The sequence below is a fragment of the Micromonospora sp. A202 genome (assembly GCF_006715105.1).
Classification (GTDB): domain Bacteria; phylum Actinomycetota; class Actinomycetes; order Mycobacteriales; family Micromonosporaceae; genus Micromonospora; species Micromonospora zamorensis.
The window spans coordinates 6,465,024-6,484,561 of sequence record NZ_VFMP01000001.1; the positions used below are offsets into that span (position 1 = coordinate 6,465,024).

The 19,538-nt window shown below is 67.5% G+C and carries 10 protein-coding genes and 3 rRNA genes; 8 read left to right on the forward strand and 5 right to left on the reverse strand.

The genetic code is table 11. The annotated features are described in order from the left end of the window. The first annotated feature begins 96 nt into the window (after positions 1 to 96). Together FBZ33_RS29985 and FBZ33_RS29990 are read left to right on the forward strand one after the other, a co-directional pair. Positions 97 to 4,422: an alpha-(1->3)-arabinofuranosyltransferase gene (locus FBZ33_RS29985; protein ID WP_141911725.1), complete on the forward strand. Its 4,326-nt coding sequence runs from the start codon at positions 97 to 99 to the stop codon at positions 4,420 to 4,422. A 68-nt stretch (positions 4,423 to 4,490) separates the two neighbouring features. Next, a complete protein-coding gene (locus tag FBZ33_RS29990) occupies positions 4,491 to 5,660 on the forward strand; it encodes a polysaccharide biosynthesis protein (RefSeq protein ID WP_370453113.1) in 1,170 nt (389 codons plus the stop codon). Here FBZ33_RS29990 and nudC read toward each other — a convergent pair. Further along, on the reverse strand, positions 5,657 to 6,574 hold the full coding sequence (nudC, locus tag FBZ33_RS29995) for an NAD(+) diphosphatase (protein WP_255509074.1): 918 nt from the start codon (positions 6,572 to 6,574) through the stop codon (positions 5,657 to 5,659). The two genes, FBZ33_RS29990 and nudC, sit on opposite strands and share 4 nt — an antisense overlap. A gap of 181 nt (positions 6,575 to 6,755) precedes the next feature. On the opposite strand from nudC, the gene FBZ33_RS30000 reads away from it, so the two are divergent. Then, complete coding sequence (locus FBZ33_RS30000) at positions 6,756 to 8,576, forward strand: VanW family protein (RefSeq protein ID WP_141911728.1); 1,821 nt, start codon at positions 6,756 to 6,758, stop codon at positions 8,574 to 8,576. Between the two features lie 467 nt (positions 8,577 to 9,043). Here FBZ33_RS30000 and rrf read toward each other — a convergent pair. From rrf to FBZ33_RS30025, 4 genes are all read right to left on the reverse strand, one after another. Further along, a 5S ribosomal RNA gene (rrf, locus tag FBZ33_RS30010) occupies positions 9,044 to 9,160 on the reverse strand. A 90-nt stretch (positions 9,161 to 9,250) separates the two neighbouring features. Further along, positions 9,251 to 12,362, reverse strand: a 23S ribosomal RNA gene (locus FBZ33_RS30015). Positions 12,363 to 12,745: 383 nt separating this feature from the next. Further along, positions 12,746 to 14,262, reverse strand: a 16S ribosomal RNA gene (locus FBZ33_RS30020). The 16S, 23S and 5S rRNA genes sit together here, the layout of an rRNA operon. Before the next feature lie 713 nt (positions 14,263 to 14,975). Then, positions 14,976 to 15,230 (reverse strand): SCO4848 family membrane protein, encoded by a 255-nt coding sequence (locus FBZ33_RS30025; RefSeq protein WP_141911730.1) that lies wholly within the window; start codon positions 15,228 to 15,230, stop codon positions 14,976 to 14,978. A 147-nt stretch (positions 15,231 to 15,377) separates the two neighbouring features. Between FBZ33_RS30025 and FBZ33_RS30030 the strand changes: the two genes are divergently transcribed. From FBZ33_RS30030 to FBZ33_RS30050, 5 genes are all read left to right on the forward strand, one after another. Beyond that, positions 15,378 to 15,848 carry a PRC-barrel domain-containing protein gene (locus tag FBZ33_RS30030; RefSeq protein WP_141911731.1) on the forward strand — a complete coding sequence of 157 codons (471 nt, stop codon included), beginning with the start codon at positions 15,378 to 15,380 and terminating at the stop codon, positions 15,846 to 15,848. 273 nt (positions 15,849 to 16,121) lie between these two features. Then, entirely contained in the window at positions 16,122 to 17,180 is a 1,059-nt protein-coding gene (gene trpS, locus FBZ33_RS30035; protein WP_141911733.1) for a tryptophan--tRNA ligase, read from the forward strand. 118 nt (positions 17,181 to 17,298) lie between these two features. Next, the gene (locus FBZ33_RS30040) at positions 17,299 to 17,646 is read left to right on the forward strand and encodes a YciI family protein (protein WP_141913020.1); all 348 of its coding nucleotides are present in this window, start codon (positions 17,299 to 17,301) and stop codon (positions 17,644 to 17,646) included. A gap of 2 nt (positions 17,647 to 17,648) precedes the next feature. Then, the gene (locus tag FBZ33_RS30045) at positions 17,649 to 18,905 is read left to right on the forward strand and encodes an RNA polymerase sigma factor (protein ID WP_141911735.1); all 1,257 of its coding nucleotides are present in this window, start codon (positions 17,649 to 17,651) and stop codon (positions 18,903 to 18,905) included. Positions 18,906 to 18,944: 39 nt separating this feature from the next. Beyond that, positions 18,945 to 19,535, forward strand: a complete 591-nt coding sequence (locus FBZ33_RS30050; protein WP_141911736.1) for an HAD family phosphatase — start codon at positions 18,945 to 18,947, stop codon at positions 19,533 to 19,535. The last annotated feature ends 3 nt before the right edge of the window (positions 19,536 to 19,538 follow it).

Sequence of the window (19,538 nt, forward strand, 5' to 3'; positions counted from 1 at the left end):
GCACCCCTGGTGGCCCGTCCGTGCCCGATCCGGATAACGTCGCGCGACGGTCGTCGGTTGCAGGTGCGCGTCCGGCTGGCGAAGACAGGAGCCGAAATGCGTGCAGAGGTGACCAATGATGCCGCTCCGGGGTCCAGCCGTACCCGGCACACGGCCCGACGGTTTCGGCACCTGACCATTTGCATCGCTCTCACCGCCCTCGCCTTTCAGCAGGCCCCTGGTCAGGTCGTCCCCGACACCAAGATCGACCTGAGCGTCAACGCGGCCGGGTGGCTGCTCCGCTCGCTGCACCTCTGGGACCCCACCGGCACGTTCGGTCAGCTGCAGAACCAGGCGTACGGATATCTCTGGCCGATGGGCCCGTTCTTCCTGCTCGGATCGGAACTCGGCCTCGCGCCGTGGGTGGTCCAGCGGCTGTGGTGGGCGCTGATCTTCTGTGTCGCCTACCTGGGAGTGGTAAGGCTGTCGGGCAGGCTGGGCATCGGCACGCCCGCCGGACGCATGATCGCCGGTGTCGCCTTCGCGCTGTCACCCCGCATCCTCACCCAGCTCGGCTGGGCCTCGGTGGAGTCCTGGCCCAGCGCCATCGCCCCCTGGGTGCTGATCCCGCTGGTGGGCCTCGCCCGCGGTACCCCCCTGCGGCGCGCCGTCGCCGGGTCGGCCGTCGCCGTCGCCTGCGCCGGTGGAGTCAACGCCACAGCCGTGGCCGCGGTGGTGCCACTCGCCCTGCTCTGGCTCGCCACCCTCCAGCCCTTACGCCGCCGCGTCACCGCCATCGCCGCCTGGTGTGGCGCGGTGGCGCTGGCCACGGCGTGGTGGTTGGTTCCGCTGCTGGTTCTGGGGCGGTACAGCCCGCCCTTCCTGGACTACATCGAGACCGCCCGGAACACGACCAGCGTCACCGACGCGGTGACGACGCTCCGCGGCGCCTCCTACTGGCTCGCCTACGTGGCCTCCCCGTTCGGGCCGAACCTTCCGGCCGGCGCACGACTCGCCAACGAGGCGTTACTGGTCGCCGCGACCCTGGTGGTCGCCGCCCTCGGTGTCCTCGGGCTGTCCCGACGCGGGATGCCGCACCGCCGGTTCCTCATCACCGGTCTGGTGCTGGGCGCCGCGCTCGTCGGTCTGGGGCACGTCGGTGACCTGCCGAACCTCCTCGCCGGCCCTCAGCGGGAGTTCCTCGACGGCGTCGGTGCCCCCCTGCGCAACGTGCACAAGTTCGACGTCCTGCTCCGCCTGCCCCTGGCCCTGGGCATGGCGCACCTGATCGGCCTGGCCGTCCGCGCGGCACGCACCGCGCCCGAGCAGCACCGCCCACGAACGGTCGCACGGGCCTGGCTCACGGCCGGCGTGGCCATGGTCGCCGTGACGGCGGTTGCCACGCCCGCGCTCGCCGGCGGTCTCGCCACGCCAGGCGGCGTCAAGGCGGTGCCCGGCTACTGGCATGAGGCCACCGACTGGCTCGACGCGAACACCGGGCGCGGGCGGGTACTCGTCGTACCCGGGGCGCGCTTCCCCTCGTACGACTGGGGCAACACCACCGATGAGATGACCCAGCCCCTGCTGAACAGCCGGTGGGCGGTACGCAACGCCATCCCCTTCACCCCACCGACCACGATCCGGCTGCTGGACGCGATCGAGTCGACACTCGCCACCGGCGCCGGCTCGACCGGCCTGGCCGACCTGCTCGCCCGGTCCGGGATCAGCCACGTCCTGTTCCGCGCCGACCTTGACCACGGCCGCTCCGACACGGCCCGCCCGGCAGTGGTCCGCCAGGCACTGGATCGCTCACCCGGGTTGACCCGCGTCACCTCCTTCGGCCCCCTGCGCGGCGGGCCTTCGTCCCCGGGCGAGTTCCGCGACCAAGGGCTCGACGTGCCCGTCCGGGCATTGGAGGTCTACCGGGTCGACCGGCCAGTCGAGCCGGTGGTCGCATACGACCGTGACGACGTGAGCACCGTGGTGGGAGGCCCCGAATCGCTCCTCGACCTCGCCGCGGCAGGGCAGCTCGGCGCGGCACCAACGGTCCTGGCAGGCGACGCGGCGGCTGCCGGCGTTGCCGGCCCGGTCGCGATGACCGACGGGCTGCGCAGGCGGGACGTGTCGTTCGGACGATCGCGCGACAACGCCTCCCAGACTCTCACCGCCGATGACACCTTCGAGGTGTCGGCACCCGCTCACGACTACCTGCCCGAGTGGGGGGCGCAGCAGTTGACCGTCGCCCGTTTCGAGGGCATCAGCGCGATTCGCGCGTCGACCGCCCGTTCGCAGGTGGACTCCCCCGGCGGCGCCCGCCCTGAGCACCAGCCTTACGCGGCGATGGACGGCAAACCCGAAACCTCCTGGCAGTCCGCGCCGTACTCGCCCAGCGACCGCCAGTGGGTCGAGGTTGGCCTCGCCAACCCGACACGGGTCACCCGGGTCGAGGTTTGGTTCGACCTGAAGGCCGACACCCTGCCCACGACGGTGACCGTCACCGCCGGGTACGAGAGCCGCACCGTCGAACAGTTCAGCGATCACATGGTCTTCGAACTGCCCGGCGTCCATGTCACCCGCGAGGTCCAGATTTCGATCGACGAGGCTTACGACCTCCGCCCGCTCGGTAACGGGTCGGTGGGCATCGCCGAGATCAAGATTCCCGGCGTCCAGACGAGCCGGACCCTTGTCCTTCCCGCCGCACCGGCCACCGATCGGCCGGCGACCGTCGTCGTGTCGGCGGCGCCCACCACGCCGGCCTGCTTCTCCGTCGACGGCCACCCTCGCTGCTCCACCGACGCCGTACGCGGTTCTGAGGACGCCTCCACCATCGACCGGACCCTCACCCTGCCCGCCGCCGGCACGTACGACGCCAAGCTGTGGGCGCGGCCGACGGCCGGCCCGGATCTGGACAACGTCCTCGACAAGCTGGTGGCCGACGCACAGCCGCTGCGCCTCACCGCGCAGGTCACCGCCTCCTCAACGGCCGTTGCCGACCCGACCGGTCGGGCCGGCGCGGCGTTCGACGGGGACCCGACCACCAGTTGGTCACCGGCGGTCAGCGACGAGGCACCGATCCTTCGCCTCAAGTGGCTCAAGCCGCAGACCATCACCGGGCTCCGGTTATCCGTAGACGACGAAACAGCCGCCACCCGCCTCGGAAGTGTGCGGGTGGTCGGCGACGGCGGTTTCCGAAGCAGCCTGCTCGGCGACGACGGGCTCCTTCGCCTGGACCCGCCGATGCGGACCGACGAAATCACCATTCAGTTCCTCGACAAGCCGTCCGCCACCAGCACGGACCCGTACAAGCTGCGGTTGCCGGAAAAGCTGCCCGTCGCGGTCGGCGAGGTGACCGTGCTGCCCGGAGCGCCCATCGTCAGATCACGCCTCGACGCACCCGTGACACTGGCCTGCGGGTCGGGTCCGACGCTGCAGATCGGCGCGTCCCGGGTGACCACCACGCTCCGCGGCACACTCCGCGACCTGCTCGAACTGCGCGAGATGCCGGTGGCACCATGCGGGGCCACGCCCCGACAGCTTGACCTGGGCCGCGGGGAGCACCGCCTCGTGACCACACCGAGCAATCTCTCCTCGCCGACTCGGGTCGCCCTGGTGCCGCGGACGTCCACGCCGACCCCGGCGGCGGTCGCCAGCGCCATCGAGGTCGGCTCCTGGGCAGCCACCGAACGACGCGTACGGGTGACCGGCCACCCCGTCGACCGCGTACTCGCCGTGCGGGAGAACACCAACACGGGCTGGGAGGCGACCATCGGCGGGCGGACGCTGAAGCCGCTGGTGGTGGACGGATGGCAGCAGGGCTGGATTCTTCCCGCCGGCACCTCCGGGGAGGTGGTACTCCGCTTCGCCCCGGACACGACGTACCGAGCGGGCCTTCTGCTCGGCGGCATCCTGCTGGCGGTGGTGGTCCTCCTCGCGGTGCTGCCCGCCCGGCAGCCCACCGGGCGCACCCCGTCGACCGCCGTACCGCGAGGCCGTCGTCGGGTCACCCGATCCCTGCCGCTGCTGGCCGTCGGCGCCGCCGCGCTGGTGCTGTCGAGCGGACTCATCGGCGGCCTGTTGGTCGCGGCTGGGTTCATGCTGGCGGTACCCGGCCCTCGCCGCCTGCCCTGGACAGCCGACCCACGCCGGGCCAGGACGATCAGACGGGCCGTCGAGACGTGGCTCCCCGGCGCGCTCATCCTGCTCGCCGGGTGGGCCTACCTCGAGTCGACGCAACGGAACACCAACGCCCTGCTGCAACTCGCGATCGTCGTCGCCCTGGGCGCTCTCTGGCTTTCCACCGCCGCCCGGCGACGACCCGTACGCCGAGTCACGCCGAATCCGGCGGCCCCAGCCGTTCCGGCGGAACCGGATCCGGCGGTCGCGGAGGCATCGATGCCGGACACGACCGACGGGCACCACCCCGCCCTGTCCGACATCACGTGAGCGCCCGGCGACCCGGCCGTCCGGAGGAGACCGCGGAGCCGGAGCCGACCGGCGGACGGACCAGAGCACTGGGCGCGGCGGGAGTCGGTGTCACCCTGGCCGGCGTCCTCGTCAACGGCCTCGCCTACCTGGTCCCGGTGTTGGCCGCCCGGCGGCTCGACCCGGCCGACCTCAGCGCACTCGCAACCGCCCTCGGTCTGGTGGCCATCGTCAGCGTGCCAGGGCTCGGTCTGCAACTGGCCGTCGCCGTGCACCATGCCCGGCACGGAACCTCCGACACCCGGCGGCTCACCGCGGTCACGGCCGCCGTGTGCGCCGGGAGCCTCATCGTGGCGACGCCACTGCTGGTCGCCGCTCTTGACCTCCCGGTCGAGGTGCCCGCACTGCTGGCGGTCACCACGGCGGCGATCGTGCTCTCCGCCCGCTCCCTGGGAGAGTTGCAGGGCAGCCAGCGCTTCCTGCGACTCGCCACCGGGATGGCCCTGCTCGCCGTGGGCCGCTACGGCGGCGTGATCGCCGGGCTGTTGCTCGGCGCGGGCCTGACCGGAGCGCTGGCAGTCGGCGCGCTGACCGCGGCGCTCGCTCCGGCGGTGCTGGCCCGACTCGCCCGCGCACCCGGACGACCGTCCACCGCACCACGGCTGACCACCGCTCAGGTGGTCGCCGGCTGCGGCGCGACCCTGGCGATGCTCGTCGTCTCCTACGCCGATCTGCTCCTGGCCCGGCAACTACTTCCCCCGTCGGGTTCCGCGGCGTACTCGGTCGGCACGGTCCTGAGCAAGGGCGCGCTCTGGGCACCCCAGGTTGCCGCCGTCCTCGCCCTGCCGCGTCTCGCCCGCGGTGACCGCCGCAGCCGCACGGTGGCGCTCACGGTGACGGGTACCTGCGGCCTGGTGCTGGTGCTCGCGTCGACCCTGGCCGGAGGGCTGGCCTTCCGCCTCGCCGGTGGACCCGTCTACGCCCACCTCGGCCGGTACGCGCCGCTCTTCGCTGCGATCGGCGCGCTCTACGCGGTGGTGTTCGTGTTACTCAACGACCGCCTCGCAGCCGGTGTGCGGTGGGCCGCGGCACCGCTGTGGGTGGGCACGGCCGGCCTGGTGACCGTCGCGGCGACGATACGGCCACGCACCGTCGCCGATCTCCTCCTCGCGGCTCTGGGCACCGCTATCGTCACCACTCTGATCATGGCGGTGACCGCCCGCCGACCACCCGGAGCACCAGCGATCGGGCCCGGCTAGCCCTCCACGAGCCAGTCACTCAGAAGGCGGTGGTCAATCGCGTCCACCCGACCGAGGCTCCGGCCGGAGGCCATCCGGTCCCGCAGCTCAGCCCTGGTGAACCAACGCGCCTCCAGCAACTCCTCGCCGTCGACGCGTACCTCCTCGGACGTGGCGGTGGCCCGGAAGCCCACCATCAGGCCGGCGGGGAACGGCCACGCCTGCGACCCCTGGTAGGTCACGTCGGTGACGGTCACGCCCGCCTCCTCGGCCATCTCCCGACGGACCGCGTCCTCCAGGCTCTCGCCGACCTCGACGAACCCGGCCAGCGTCGAGTAGGCGTCCTCCGGCGCACCCGCGTGCCTGGCCAGCAGGCATCGCCCCGGTGGGCCGGGCGCCTCGATCAACACGATGATCGCCGGTTCGATCCGGGGAAACAGGATCCGCCCGCACTCACCGCCGGTGCAGGTCCGCAGGTGCCCGCCGCCACCGGCCACGGCCGCCGCACCGCACGTCCCGCAGTACCGCTGCTGCCGGTGCCAGTGCAGCAACCCCCTGCCGTACGCCTGGACGGCCGCGTCGCCTGGTTTCAGGCGCCCGACCAGGGCCCGTACGTCGACGGACCGCGTCGCACCGGCCATCTCGACGGCGGCCCGCTCGGGAAGCCCGGACAGGTCAGCGGCGAACACGGCCGCGTCCCCGTCGAGCCCCAGGAAGACGGTCTCACCAGCGGCGGACCGGACGAGCGACGCGCGCTCGGCGGTGAGCCGGACCGGCCCGTCCCCGTCGACGAGACAGCGGTCCCGCCACATGGGCAGCACCACCGTGGTCGACTCGGTGAGCAGCGCACTCATCCGGGCCGGATCGGTGCGCAACGGGCCCGCCCGGTCCAGCCAGCCGCCCCCGTACGCCAACACCCGTTCCGCTGTGTCCACCCGGCCACCGTGCCACGTCTGCGGTTCGCCGCCGGCAGCGCCCCCGGGGCCAGCACGACACGCCGGGAGACACGCGGTAGCTGGGCCTGGTGGGCGTAGCCGCCAAGGACGGCCGCGCATTCGTTACCGTAGGTGCCTCCGGGAGGGGAACTCCCGCGGCACCCTGGCGATCGAGGTTGCAGTGACGCTGTACGGCGAAAAGAGTCCACCCGCCGACGACCGGCCCACCGTGCAGGTCACCGCGGTCACCTGGCCGGACGACGGACCGGCGCCCGGGCCGGCGCCCGTCCCCGGCGAGCCGGAGGGCGGCCCGCGCCGCCCCGGCCGGATGCGGATGCTGCTCGCCGCCGGCGTCACCGGTGGTGTGTTCGCCGCTGTCGCGGGTGCCGGCGCCTGGGCGTACGCCGGGGACGTTCCCCGCGGCACCAGCGTGCTCGGCACCGAGCTGGGCGGCCGGAGCCGCGCGGACGCCGACCGCGAGTTGCGGGCGGAGCTGGAGCGGCGGGCGGCAGCGCTCGCCAAGCCTCTGAAGGTCACCGTCGACGGACGCACCGCCGAGATCAACCCGGCCGACGTGGGGCTCGCCGTCGACGTGCCGGCGACCGTCGCGGCAGCGGCTGAGGCCGACGCGCACCCGGTCAGCCGGCTGGTCGGCTCCCGCACTGTCGACCCGGTGGTCACCGTCGACGCGGGCCGGCTGGACGACGCGCTCCGCAAGGTGCTCGGCGACCAGGCCCAGGGCATGACGATGCCGGCGATCAGCTACCAGGGCACCACGCCGAAGGTGGTGCAGCCCAAACCGGGGTTGGCCCTGGATCCGCAGCGGTCCGCCGAGGTGGTCCGCGCCGCCTGGCTGGCCGGAAACCCGGTCACCGTGCCCCTGGTGGAGAGCCACCCGGCGACCACGCCGGAGGAGTTGGACAAGCTGGTCACCGAGCTGGCGAAGCCGGCGGTCGCCGCGCCGGTCACCCTGCGCACCGACAAGGGGTCGGTGAAGGTCCCGCCCGCCGCCATCGCGAAGAGCCTGCGGTTCACCGCCGACAAGACCGGCAAGCTGACGCCGTCGGTGGACGTCAAGCGGCTGCGCGCGGCGCTCGGCGATGGCTTGAACGCCATCGAGGTGCCGGCGAAGGACGCCACCGTGACCATCGCCGGTGGCCGTCCCACCATCACCGAAGGGCGTTCCGGCCAGCAGCTGGACACGGCGACCCTGGGCACCGAGCTGCTGGCGGTGCTGCCGAAGTCGGAGGGTCGTGAGGTGACCGGCGAGCTGAAGCCGACGCCACCGGAGCTGACCGCGGAGAAGCTGACCAGCCTGGGCATCAAGGAGCGGGTGTCCACCTTCACCACCCGATTCACCGGTGGTCTGGCCTCATCGCGTAGCCAGAACATCGCCACCATCGCCAAGGACGTGGACGGCACGGTCGTCCTGCCCGGAAAGACGTTCTCTTTGAACGGCCACACCGGTGAACGCGGTTACGCACAGGGCTACCGGGACGCCCCGGTCATCCTGAACGGCAAACTGGTGCCGGGTGTCGGCGGTGGCACCTCCCAGTTCACCACCACGCTGTTCAACGCGACCTACTACGCCGGGTTGGAGGACGTCGAGCACAAGCCGCACTCGTACTGGTTCGACAGGTACCCGGCGGTCATCGAGTCGACGATCTTCTGGCCGGACCTGGACTTCAAGTTCCGCAACAACACCGACTACGGCGTTCTGATCGACACCTCGTACACGTCGAGCACGATCACGGTGTCAATCTGGAGCACGAAGATCTACGACAGCGTGAAGACGGAGTACGGGCCGCGTCGCAACATCACCATGCCGAAGCTGATCCACCTGGAGCCCGGCCCCTCGTGCATCGCGACCAACGGCATCAACGGCTTCACCCAGGACGCCTTCCGGGTCATCAAGAAGGGTGGCGCGGTGGTCAAGCGGGAGAAGTTCACCTGGCGCTACGACGCGGAGCCCCGCTACGTCTGCGGGCCGAAGCCCTCCTGACGCCTCACCTGCTCTGATGTCTCACCGGGACTGACGTCTCACCCGCTCTGAGGGTCTCACCCGCTTAGGTCTTGGCCGCGCTGAGGTCTTACTCGCCGGCGTCACGGCCCTGGCCGTGGCGCCGGCCACCATGCGGCGGCATTGGCACCACCCGTGCGTCCTGCACCCGGATCTCGGCACGGAACCGGTGTGCGGCCGGGATGCCACATCTCCTCGAACGGGCCCATGACCTCACCACCGATACCGCGCCGACGCACCCCGGACGCCAGCCACCACAGGATCCTCAGGGTCGCTGCCACGCCGCGAGGACGTTGATCGACTCGGGAACACCGAAACCGCGGTATCCGGGGCGGCCTGATACCCCGATTTCACGAAAACCGAGTCGATCAACGGCCTCGAGACCACGCAAAACCATGGGGAAACGCAGAAAGGGCCACCCGATACGGGTGACCCTTTCTGGAAAGATTGTCCGGCGGCGTCCTACTCTCCCACACCCTCACGAGTGCAGTACCATCGGCGCTGGAGGGCTTAGCTTCCGGGTTCGGAATGTAACCGGGCGTTTCCCCTCCGCCATGACCGCCGTAACTCTATCGACATGTCAAACAACACCAACACCAAACGTGTGGTCTGTTGTTCGTTTATCGAGAGTTGCACAGTGGACGCGTAGCAGCTTAGTAGTCAAGTCCTCGGCCTATTAGTACCGGTCAACTGAACCCGTTACCGGGCTTACATTTCCGGCCTATCAACCCAGTCGTCTAGCTGGGGGCCTTACCCCCACAAAGTGGGGTGGGATACCTCATCTTGAAGCAGGCTTCCCGCTTAGATGCTTTCAGCGGTTATCCCTTCCGAACGTAGCTAACCAGCCGTGCCCTTGGCAGGACAACTGGCACACCAGAGGTTCGTCCGTCCCGGTCCTCTCGTACTAGGGACAGCCCTTCTCAAGTATCCTACGCGCACGGCGGATAGGGACCGAACTGTCTCACGACGTTCTAAACCCAGCTCGCGTACCGCTTTAATGGGCGAACAGCCCAACCCTTGGGACCTGCTACAGCCCCAGGATGCGACGAGCCGACATCGAGGTGCCAAACCATCCCGTCGATATGGACTCTTGGGGAAGATCAGCCTGTTATCCCCGGGGTACCTTTTATCCGTTGAGCGACACCGCTTCCACTCGCAAGTGCCGGATCACTAGTCCCGACTTTCGTCCCTGCTCGACCTGTCAGTCTCACAGTCAAGCTCCCTTGTGTACTTGCACTCAACACCTGATTGCCAACCAGGCTGAGGGAACCTTTGGGCGCCTCCGTTACCTTTTAGGAGGCAACCGCCCCAGTTAAACTACCCACCAGACACTGTCCCTGAACCGGATAACGGTCCGAAGTTAGATACCCAAATCAACCAGAGTGGTATTTCAAGATTGCCTCCACCCATACTGGCGTATGGACTTCACCGGCTCCCACCTATCCTACACAAACTAATTCGAGTACCAATGTCAAGCTATAGTAAAGGTCCCGGGGTCTTTCCGTCCTGCCGCGCGTAACGAGCATCTTTACTCGTACTGCAATTTCGCCGGGCCTGTGGTTGAGACAGTGGGGAAGTCGTTACGCCATTCGTGCAGGTCGGAACTTACCCGACAAGGAATTTCGCTACCTTAGGATGGTTATAGTTACCACCGCCGTTTACTGGCGCTTAAGTTCTCCGCTTCGCCCCGAAGAGCTAACAGGTCCCCTTAACGTTCCAGCACCGGGCAGGCGTCAGTCCATATACATCGAATTACTTCTTCGCATGGACCTGTGTTTTTAGTAAACAGTCGCTTCCCCCTGCTCTCTGCGGCCATACAACGCTCCACCCGCGCGGGGCTTCACGTCTCCGGCCCCCCTTCTCCCTAAGTTACGGGGGCAATTTGCCGAGTTCCTTAACCACAGTTCGCCCGATCGCCTCGGTATTCTCTACCTGACCACCTGTGTCGGTTTGGGGTACGGGCCGCTAAGAACTCGCTAGAGGCTTTTCTCGGCAGCATAGGATCACTGACTTCACCTGAATCGGCTCGGCATCACGTCTCAGCCTTAAATGTGTTGCGGATTTGCCTACAACACGGCCTACACGCTTACCCCGGCACAACCACCGGCCGGGCTCAGCTACCTTCCTGCGTCACCCCATCGCTTGACTACTACCCATCAGGTTCCCAGCCTCCCCAACATCCGTCCGAAGACATCAGTCAGTTCAGGTGGTTAGCACAACGAGGTTCATCAGGGACGCTCTTTCGCGGGTACGGGAATATCAACCCGTTGTCCATCGACTACGCCTCTCGGCCTCGCCTTAGGTCCCGACTCACCCAGGGCGGATTAGCCTGGCCCTGGAACCCTTGGTCATCCGGCGGAAGGGTTTCTCACCCTTCTTTCGCTACTCATGCCTGCATTCTCACTCGTGCCGCGTCCACAACTGGGTCACCCCGCTGCTTCACTCGCGGCACGACGCTCCCCTACCCATCCACACACCTGCACAAGGAATCAAGTCCAAGCGAGGTTAAAATGTGAATGCCACAGCTTCGGCGGTGTGCTTGAGCCCCGCTACATTGTCGGCGCGGAACCACTTGACCAGTGAGCTATTACGCACTCTTTAAAGGGTGGCTGCTTCTAAGCCAACCTCCTGGTTGTCTATGCGACCCCACATCCTTTTCCACTTAGCACACGCTTAGGGGCCTTAGCTGGTGATCTGGGCTGTTTCCCTCTCGACTACGAAGCTTATCCCCCGCAGTCTCACTGCCGCGCTCTCACTTACCGGCATTCGGAGTTTGGCTGATTTCGGTAAGCTTGTGGGCCCCCTAGACCATCCAGTGCTCTACCTCCGGCAAGAAACACGCGACGCTGCACCTAAATGCATTTCGGGGAGAACCAGCTATCACGGAGTTTGATTGGCCTTTCACCCCTAACCACAGGTCATCCCCCAATTTTTCAACATTGGTGGGTTCGGCCCTCCACGCGGTCTTACCCGCGCTTCAGCCTGCCCATGGCTAGATCACTCCGCTTCGGGTCTAGGACACGCGACTGAATCGCCCTATTCAGACTCGCTTTCGCTACGGCTCCCCCACACGGGTTAACCTCGCCACATGCCACTAACTCGCAGGCTCATTCTTCAAAAGGCACGCCGTCACCCCGCAAGGCTCCGACGGATTGTAGGCGAACGGTTTCAGGTACTATTTCACTCCCCTCCCGGGGTACTTTTCACCATTCCCTCACGGTACTTGTCCGCTATCGGTCACCAGGAAGTATTTAGGCTTACCAGGTGGTCCTGGCAGATTCACGGCAGATTTCAGGGGTCCGCCGCTACTCGGGAACACCCACAGAAGGTCAGCAACTTTCACCTACCGGACTTTCACCGTCTACGGTCAGCCATTCCAGACTGTTCGACTAGCCACTAACTTTGTAACTTCTCGAACAAGTGTCAGCTTGTTCAGCAGGGTCCCACAACCCCGACCACGCAACCCCTGACAGGTATCACACGCAGCCGGTTTAGCCTCGATCCGCTTTCGCTCGCCACTACTCACGGAATCACTAAATTGTTTTCTCTTCCTACGGGTACTGAGATGTTTCACTTCCCCGCGTTCCCTCCACACACCCTATGTGTTCAGGTGTGGGTGACACCACATGACTGGTGCCAGGTTTCCCCATTCGGACACCCTGGGATCACAGCTTGGTTGACAGCTCCCCCAGGCCTATCGCGGCCTCCCACGTCCTTCATCGGCTCCTGGTGCCAAGGCATTCACCGTTCGCCCTTGACAACTTGACCACAAAGATGCTCGCGTCCACTGTGCAATTCTCAACAAACGACCAACCCACAACCCGATCCGCCCCACACCAAACCCAGTCCAACGACCAGCGGTATGTGGGGCCAGGCCATGCCTGGCAGACTCCCAGCCCCCACACCGGAGGGCTGGCCAAGTCTCTGAAACAACAACCACATGGTTGTTCCTTCAGGACCCAACAGGGTGCTCACATTTCTTCTCAGCCGCACCAGGGACTTCGTTCCCACCACCCGAAAGCAGCTGTACTAGAAGGAACCCGGCCGTTGCCGAGGAAAAACTTGCCAGTGTCTCCGCCATCTGAGCACCCCACCACCACAGACGGGCGGTGCGGGCTCCTTACCGACTTTCGTCGGAAGGTGCTCCTTAGAAAGGAGGTGATCCAGCCGCACCTTCCGGTACGGCTACCTTGTTACGACTTCGTCCCAATCGCCAGCCCCACCTTCGACGGCTCCCTCCCACAAGGGGTTGGGCCACCGGCTTCGGGTGTTGCCGACTTTCGTGACGTGACGGGCGGTGTGTACAAGGCCCGGGAACGTATTCACCGCAGCGTTGCTGATCTGCGATTACTAGCGACTCCGACTTCACGGGGTCGAGTTGCAGACCCCGATCCGAACTGAGACCGGCTTTTTGGGATTCGCTCCACCTCGCGGTATCGCAGCCCATTGTACCGGCCATTGTAGCATGCGTGAAGCCCTGGACATAAGGGGCATGATGACTTGACGTCATCCCCACCTTCCTCCGAGTTGACCCCGGCAGTCTTCGATGAGTCCCCGCCATAACGCGCTGGCAACATCGAACGAGGGTTGCGCTCGTTGCGGGACTTAACCCAACATCTCACGACACGAGCTGACGACAGCCATGCACCACCTGTGACCGCCCCCGAAGGACCTCACATCTCTGTGAGTTTTGCGGCCATGTCAAACCCAGGTAAGGTTCTTCGCGTTGCATCGAATTAATCCGCATGCTCCGCCGCTTGTGCGGGCCCCCGTCAATTCCTTTGAGTTTTAGCCTTGCGGCCGTACTCCCCAGGCGGGGCGCTTAATGCGTTAGCTGCGGCACAGGAAACCGGAGAGGTCCCCCACACCTAGCGCCCAACGTTTACAGCGTGGACTACCAGGGTATCTAATCCTGTTCGCTCCCCACGCTTTCGCTCCTCAGCGTCAGTATCGGCCCAGAGACCCGCCTTCGCCACCGGTGTTCCTCCTGATATCTGCGCATTTCACCGCTACACCAGGAATTCCAGTCTCCCCTACCGAACTCTAGCCTGCCCGTATCGACCGCAGGCTTGGGGTTGAGCCCCAAGTTTTCACGGTCGACGCGACAAGCCGCCTACGAGCTCTTTACGCCCAATAAATCCGGACAACGCTCGCACCCTACGTCTTACCGCGGCTGCTGGCACGTAGTTGGCCGGTGCTTCTTCTGCAGGTACCGTCACTCTCGCTTCGTCCCTGCTGAAAGAGGTTTACAACCCGAAGGCCGTCATCCCTCACGCGGCGTCGCTGCATCAGGCTTCCGCCCATTGTGCAATATTCCCCACTGCTGCCTCCCGTAGGAGTCTGGGCCGTGTCTCAGTCCCAGTGTGGCCGGTCGCCCTCTCAGGCCGGCTACCCGTCGTCGCCTTGGTAGGCCATCACCCCACCAACAAGCTGATAGGCCGCGAGCCCATCCCAAGCCGAAAAACTTTCCACCCCCAGCCATGCGGCCGGAAGTCCTATTCGGTATTAGCCCCCGTTTCCGAGGGTTATCCCAAAGCTTGGGGCAGGTTGCTCACGTGTTACTCACCCGTTCGCCGCTCGAGTACCCCGAAGGGCCTTTCCGCTCGACTTGCATGTGTTAAGCACGCCGCCAGCGTTCGTCCTGAGCCAGGATCAAACTCTCCAACAAAAAATTAGTTGAACAGCATCCTGACAACAAACAAATGTTGCCAAAGGAATCCCAACCAGCCAGCAAAAACTGACCAGTCCGGGGTATAAATCATAATTGGCACTGGCTTTACAAGCACCCTGTTGAGTTCTCAAAGAACAACCACACACCGACCAGAAGCCCCACCTCAGTGGAACCCCAACCGGGGCTTTTCGTTCCGTGTCCCCGCCGCTCTCGCGCCGGGCACTTTTACTACGTTACCTCACCGTCTTCGCCGTGTCAAACCGTGTGTCCCGGTCTGTCATGCTTCATACGGGTTGGCACCGGCGCACTCACGCAGCAGCGGACCGCTGCGTCAGGTCGTCGGATTTGGCAGAACCGGCCGCTGCGGTTTCCCGCAGTCTCGCCCGGTGCCCTGCCGGTCGTGAACCTTACCCGGTCGGCTTCGCCGCACCAAATCCGCCTCGCGGCCGATCCGGCAAGCCCCGCCCGGACCGTGTCCCGCAGGAGCGAACCCCTGCTTGACCCGGTTGCCAGCTCGTTCCGGGCCCTCAGGACTTTCGTCCCGTTTGCCCCGTTCGCGCTGACAGAGAGAAAGTTACGCGTCCGCGGGTTTGATCGTCAAATCGACGGGTAGCGGCGCGCGTCACATTCGCGTCGTCGACCGATCGCCGAGCTCGGACTGACGCCCGATCGGTTCTGCGACAGCCGCTGCCACCGGAAGGCGGGGCAGGTCAGTTCGCTTGCCGCCGACGAGCGGCGAACCAGGCGCGGATGCCGAGGACACCGACAGTCGTGCCAATGGCGAGAGAGGCCGCGATCAGCAGCGCGTGCACCCACAGGAAGCTGGTGGCGGCGCCGTCGGCGACAGTGCCGGACGCCCAGGACCGCGGGTCCTGCCAGATGGCGATCGCGAACCTCGGCCAGATCACCCAGGTCCAGATCCCGACCCCGACCAGGAAGACAGCCCACCCTCGCGACAGCACCATGGCAGCCGAGTATGCCAGTGCACCTGCTCACCTGGCCGATCAGCAGAGACATGCCCCCACTGGGAGGCGACCCGGTCTGTTTCCGACGGCAGCGGGATGGGCACTTCGAAACAGGACAGCTGAGGACCGTCCCCCCGGAGGTGCCCCATGCAACCCTCGATCTTCAATCCCTGGGCCTGGCGTGACCCGTCCGCCCTGGCCGGCGGATACACGCAGACCACCCCCTCAGTCACCCCGCCCGACGACCAGAACGGCGGGCACGACGGTCCGGACGCTCCCGGCCCCGGCACGCCTGTGGACCTGGTGGGCTACCAGGTGCAGGCGAGTGACGGGCGGATCGGCACCATCGACGAGGCGAGCAACGAGGCGGATGCCGGCTACCTGGTGGTGGACACCGGGCCCTGGATCTTCGGCCAGAAGGTGCTGCTGCCCGCCGGCACTGTGGAGCGAGTGGATCACCAGGATCGCGTCGTGCACGTCGACCGGTCCAAGGAACAGATCAAGGACGCACCGCCGTTCGATGCGGATCCGGCCGATCCGGAGTACCGGGAGCGCGTGGGCAGCTACTACGCCGGCGGTCACCTTCCCCCGCCCGGGGCTGTCCCGCGGGTAATGTGAGGCCGTGGTCCGGATGGGCAGCTGCACGTCGGAGGCGGTCGACAAGGTCGACGGCCTCCCGCGCGGTGCGGCGCCCAGGATCCCGACCAGCTCCGGCGACGGCCGTGAGCAACTTCTGAACGTCCTCCGTGCCGGTGGTCTGCGATACCGCGCCGGCGCGCGATGGCGGACGGCTCGCTGAGCCGATCCCGCTGACCGAGGGGGCCTGAACATCGGCCCCACTCGGCGCGCGCCCACGCGTCACCCAACCTCGGATACGAGAGGCACACCACCATGTCCGTCGCACGAATGCTCACCGGCGACCGGCCCACCGGCCGCCTTCATCTCGGTCACTACGTCGGCAGCATCGCCAACCGGGTGCGGCTGCACCGACGCTACGAGAGCTTCTTCATCATCGCCGACCTGCACATGCTCACCACGCGCAACCGCCGCGAGGACATCGACCAGGTCTCCGGCAACGCCCGGGAGATGGTCACCGACATCCTCGCCGCCGGCGTCGACCCGGAGAGCGCCACGTTCTACCTCCAGTCCGCCATCCCGGAGGTCGGCGACCTCAACACCCTCCTACAGAACCTGGTGACCGTCCCCCGGCTGGAACGGGTGCCGTCGCTCAAGGACATGGCCCGCGACGCTGGCAAGGAGGAGATGCCGTACGGGCTGCTGGGTTATCCGGTGCTCCAGGCCGCGGACATCCTCTGCGTGAAGGGCGAGGTGGTCCCGGTCGGTCGGGACAACGCCGCGCACGTCGAGGTGACCCGGGAGATCGCGCGGCGGTTCAACCATCTCTACGGGCCGGTCTTCCCGGTGCCCGAGCTGATCCCGGCGGACACACCGAGCCTGGTGGGCACCGACGGCGCGGCCAAGATGAGCAAGAGCCGGGGCAACTCGATCGCGCTCTCCGACGATGCCGCCACCGTGCGTCGGAAGGTGCTCGGCATGTACACCGATCCCAACCGGGTACGGGCCGATGTGCCGGGCACGGTGGAGGGCAATCCGGTGTTCGCGTACCACGAGGTCTTCAATCCGGACCGCGACGAGGTTGCCGACCTGGCCCGGCGTTACCGGGCCGGGCAGGTGGGTGATGTGGAGGTCAAGGAACGGCTCGTGGCCGCGCTCGAAGGGTTCCTGGCGCCGATCCGGCAGCGCCGGGCCGAGATCGAAGCCGACCGGGGGTTGGTCGACCGGCTGATCGTCGAGGGCACCGAGCGGACCCGCCTCGAGGTACGCCAGACCTTGATCGAGGTACGCCGGGCGATGGGGCTGACCGGCGCGTACCAGCAGGTGCGGCGGCGGGCCGAGCGGAGCCGGCGGCGGACCGACGCCTCGGCCTGAGGCCGGCGACAGACCGGTCCGGAAAAACCTGACGTGCCGTGTCGACATCCCCGTGGGTCGTTCGTCGTCATGCTGTACGGCGACACGCCGCACCGAGAGGAGCCGAAACGTGAAGTACATGCTGCTGTTCATGAGCCCCATGGTCGACGGGGAGGTCGTCGACAACGGGTGCAGTTTCGAGGACTGGATCCGCTACGACCGGGAGATGAAGGACGCCGGGGTCTGGGTCTCCGGGCACCCCTTGCAGGACCTGACCACCTGCACGACAGTGCAGGTGGGCCCGGACGGCGAGCGCACGATCACCGACGGGCCGTTCGCCGAGACCCGCGAGCTGCTCGGCGGGTACGACGTCATCGACGTGCCGGACCTCGACGCTGCGCTGGACTGGGCGGCCCGCAGTCCCGGGGCCATCGGCACCGGGACGGTCCAGGTCCGTCCGATCTTCGAGATCGACATGCAGGCCTGACCGTGCCGGACGAGAGGGCAGCAGTCGGGTCGTCGGTGGAGGCGGTGTTCCGGGAGGAACGCGGCCGACTGCTCGCCTCGCTCGTGCGCCGCTTCGGTGACCTCGACCTGGCCGAGGAGGTCGCCTCCGAGGCCATCGAGGCGGCTCTGGTGCACTGGCCGACCGACGGCGTCCCGAGCCGGCCGGGCGCCTGGCTGCTCACCACGGCGCGGCGTCGAGCCGTGGACCGGCTGCGTCGCGACCGGGTGCTGGCGACGCGGCTCGCCGTCCTCCGGGCGGAGGCCGAGCGGGCCGACCCCGCCCCACCCGCCGACGCGGACCGCGATCTGCCCGACGACCGGCTGGCACTCTTCTTCACCTGCGCACACCCGGCCCTGGCCGCGCAGGACCGGGGAGCACTCACCCTGCGGTTCCTCGCCGGCCTCACCACGGCCGAGGTCGCGCGGGCCTTCCTGGTGCCACCGGCGACCATGGCCCAACGGCTGGTCCGGGCCAAACGCAAGATCCGGGACGCCCGCATCCCGTTCCGGGTGCCCGGCGACGACGAGCTGCCCGGTCGACTGCCCACGGTGCTCCAGGCCGTCTACTCGGTCTTCACCGAGGGGTACGCCGCCAGCTCCGGCCCGGATCTGCAACGGATCGACCTGGCCGAGGAGGCCATCCGGCTGGGCCGGATCCTGCGTCGGCTGCTGCCCGCGGAGCGGGAGGTCGCCGGGCTGCTCGGCCTGATGCTGCTCGTCCATGCCCGACGTGACGCGCGTACCGGGCCGGATGGCGCCATGGTCCTTCTCGACGACCAGGATCGCGGACGCTGGGACCGTCAGATGATCGAGGAGGGGCGGGAGCTGGTGGTGGTCGCGCTGACCGGCCCGGCGCCCGGCCCGTACGGCGTGCAGGCCGCCATCGCCGCGCTGCACGACGAGGCCGCCGACGTGGCCAGCACCGACTGGCCGCAGGTGGTGGCCCTCTACGACGTCCTGCTCAGCCTGGTGCCCTCACCTGTCGTCGCGCTGAACCGGGCCGCAGCGGTGGCGATGCGGGACGGGCCGGAGGCGGGGCTCGCCCTGCTCGACGGGTTGGCCGACGAGCCGCGGCTGCGCGGCCACCATCCCTATCCGGCGGCGCGGGCCGACCTGCTGCGCCGCCTCGGCAGGTACGACGAGGCCGCGACGGCGTACCGCAGCGCGTTGGCGCTGGTCGGCACGGAACCGGAGCGGGTGTTCCTGCTCCGCCAGTTGGAAGCCGTCACGAGCCCGTGAGCGGAGCTCGATGGCCGGCGCGCGCTGTACCCTTCCCCGGTGACTCTGCCTCTGCCTCCCGGTGAGTTCGCCGCGTACCTGTTCGACTGCGACGGCACGATCGTCGACTCGATGCCGCTGCACTACGTGGCCTGGCAGCGGGCTCTGAACGAGTGGGGCTGCGAGTTCCCGGAGGACCTCTTCTATGCCTGGGGCGGCCGGCCGACGGCCGACATCATCGTCGCCCTCAACGAGCAGCAGGGTCTGAGCATGCCGGTGGCGACGGTCGTCGAGCGCCGGGAGACCTACTACGAGGAGCTGCTGCCGCAGCTCGCGGCCGTGCCCGAGGTGCTGGCGCACATCCACGACGCGCACCGGCGTGTCCCGTTCGCCGTCGTCTCGGGCAGCACCCGCGCCTCGGTCACCGCCTCCCTCGACGCGCTCGGTCTGCTGGACCGGTTCGACGTGCTGGTCTGCGCCGACGACTACACGCGGGCCAAGCCCGACCCGCAGGCATTCCTGCTCGCGGCGGAACACCTCGGCGTAGCGCCCGAGTCGTGCCTGGTCTTCGAGGACACCGACCTGGGCATCCAGGCTGCGACCGCCGCCGGCATGGCATCGGTACGCGTGCCGCAACAGCGCACGCCCTGAGGT

Excerpts from the sequence above, each read along its gene's own strand:
- FBZ33_RS29985 (WP_141911725.1), top strand. The coding sequence starts at position 97 with ATGCGTGCAGAGGTGACCAATGATGCCGCTCCGGGGTCCAGCCGTACC.
- FBZ33_RS30030 (WP_141911731.1), top strand. The coding sequence starts at position 15,378 with ATGCAACCCTCGATCTTCAATCCCTGGGCCTGGCGTGACCCGTCCGCC.
- FBZ33_RS30040 (WP_141913020.1), top strand. The coding sequence starts at position 17,299 with ATGCTGCTGTTCATGAGCCCCATGGTCGACGGGGAGGTCGTCGACAAC.
- FBZ33_RS30025 (WP_141911730.1), bottom strand. The coding sequence starts at position 15,230 with ATGGTGCTGTCGCGAGGGTGGGCTGTCTTCCTGGTCGGGGTCGGGATC.
- trpS (WP_141911733.1), top strand. The coding sequence starts at position 16,122 with ATGTCCGTCGCACGAATGCTCACCGGCGACCGGCCCACCGGCCGCCTT.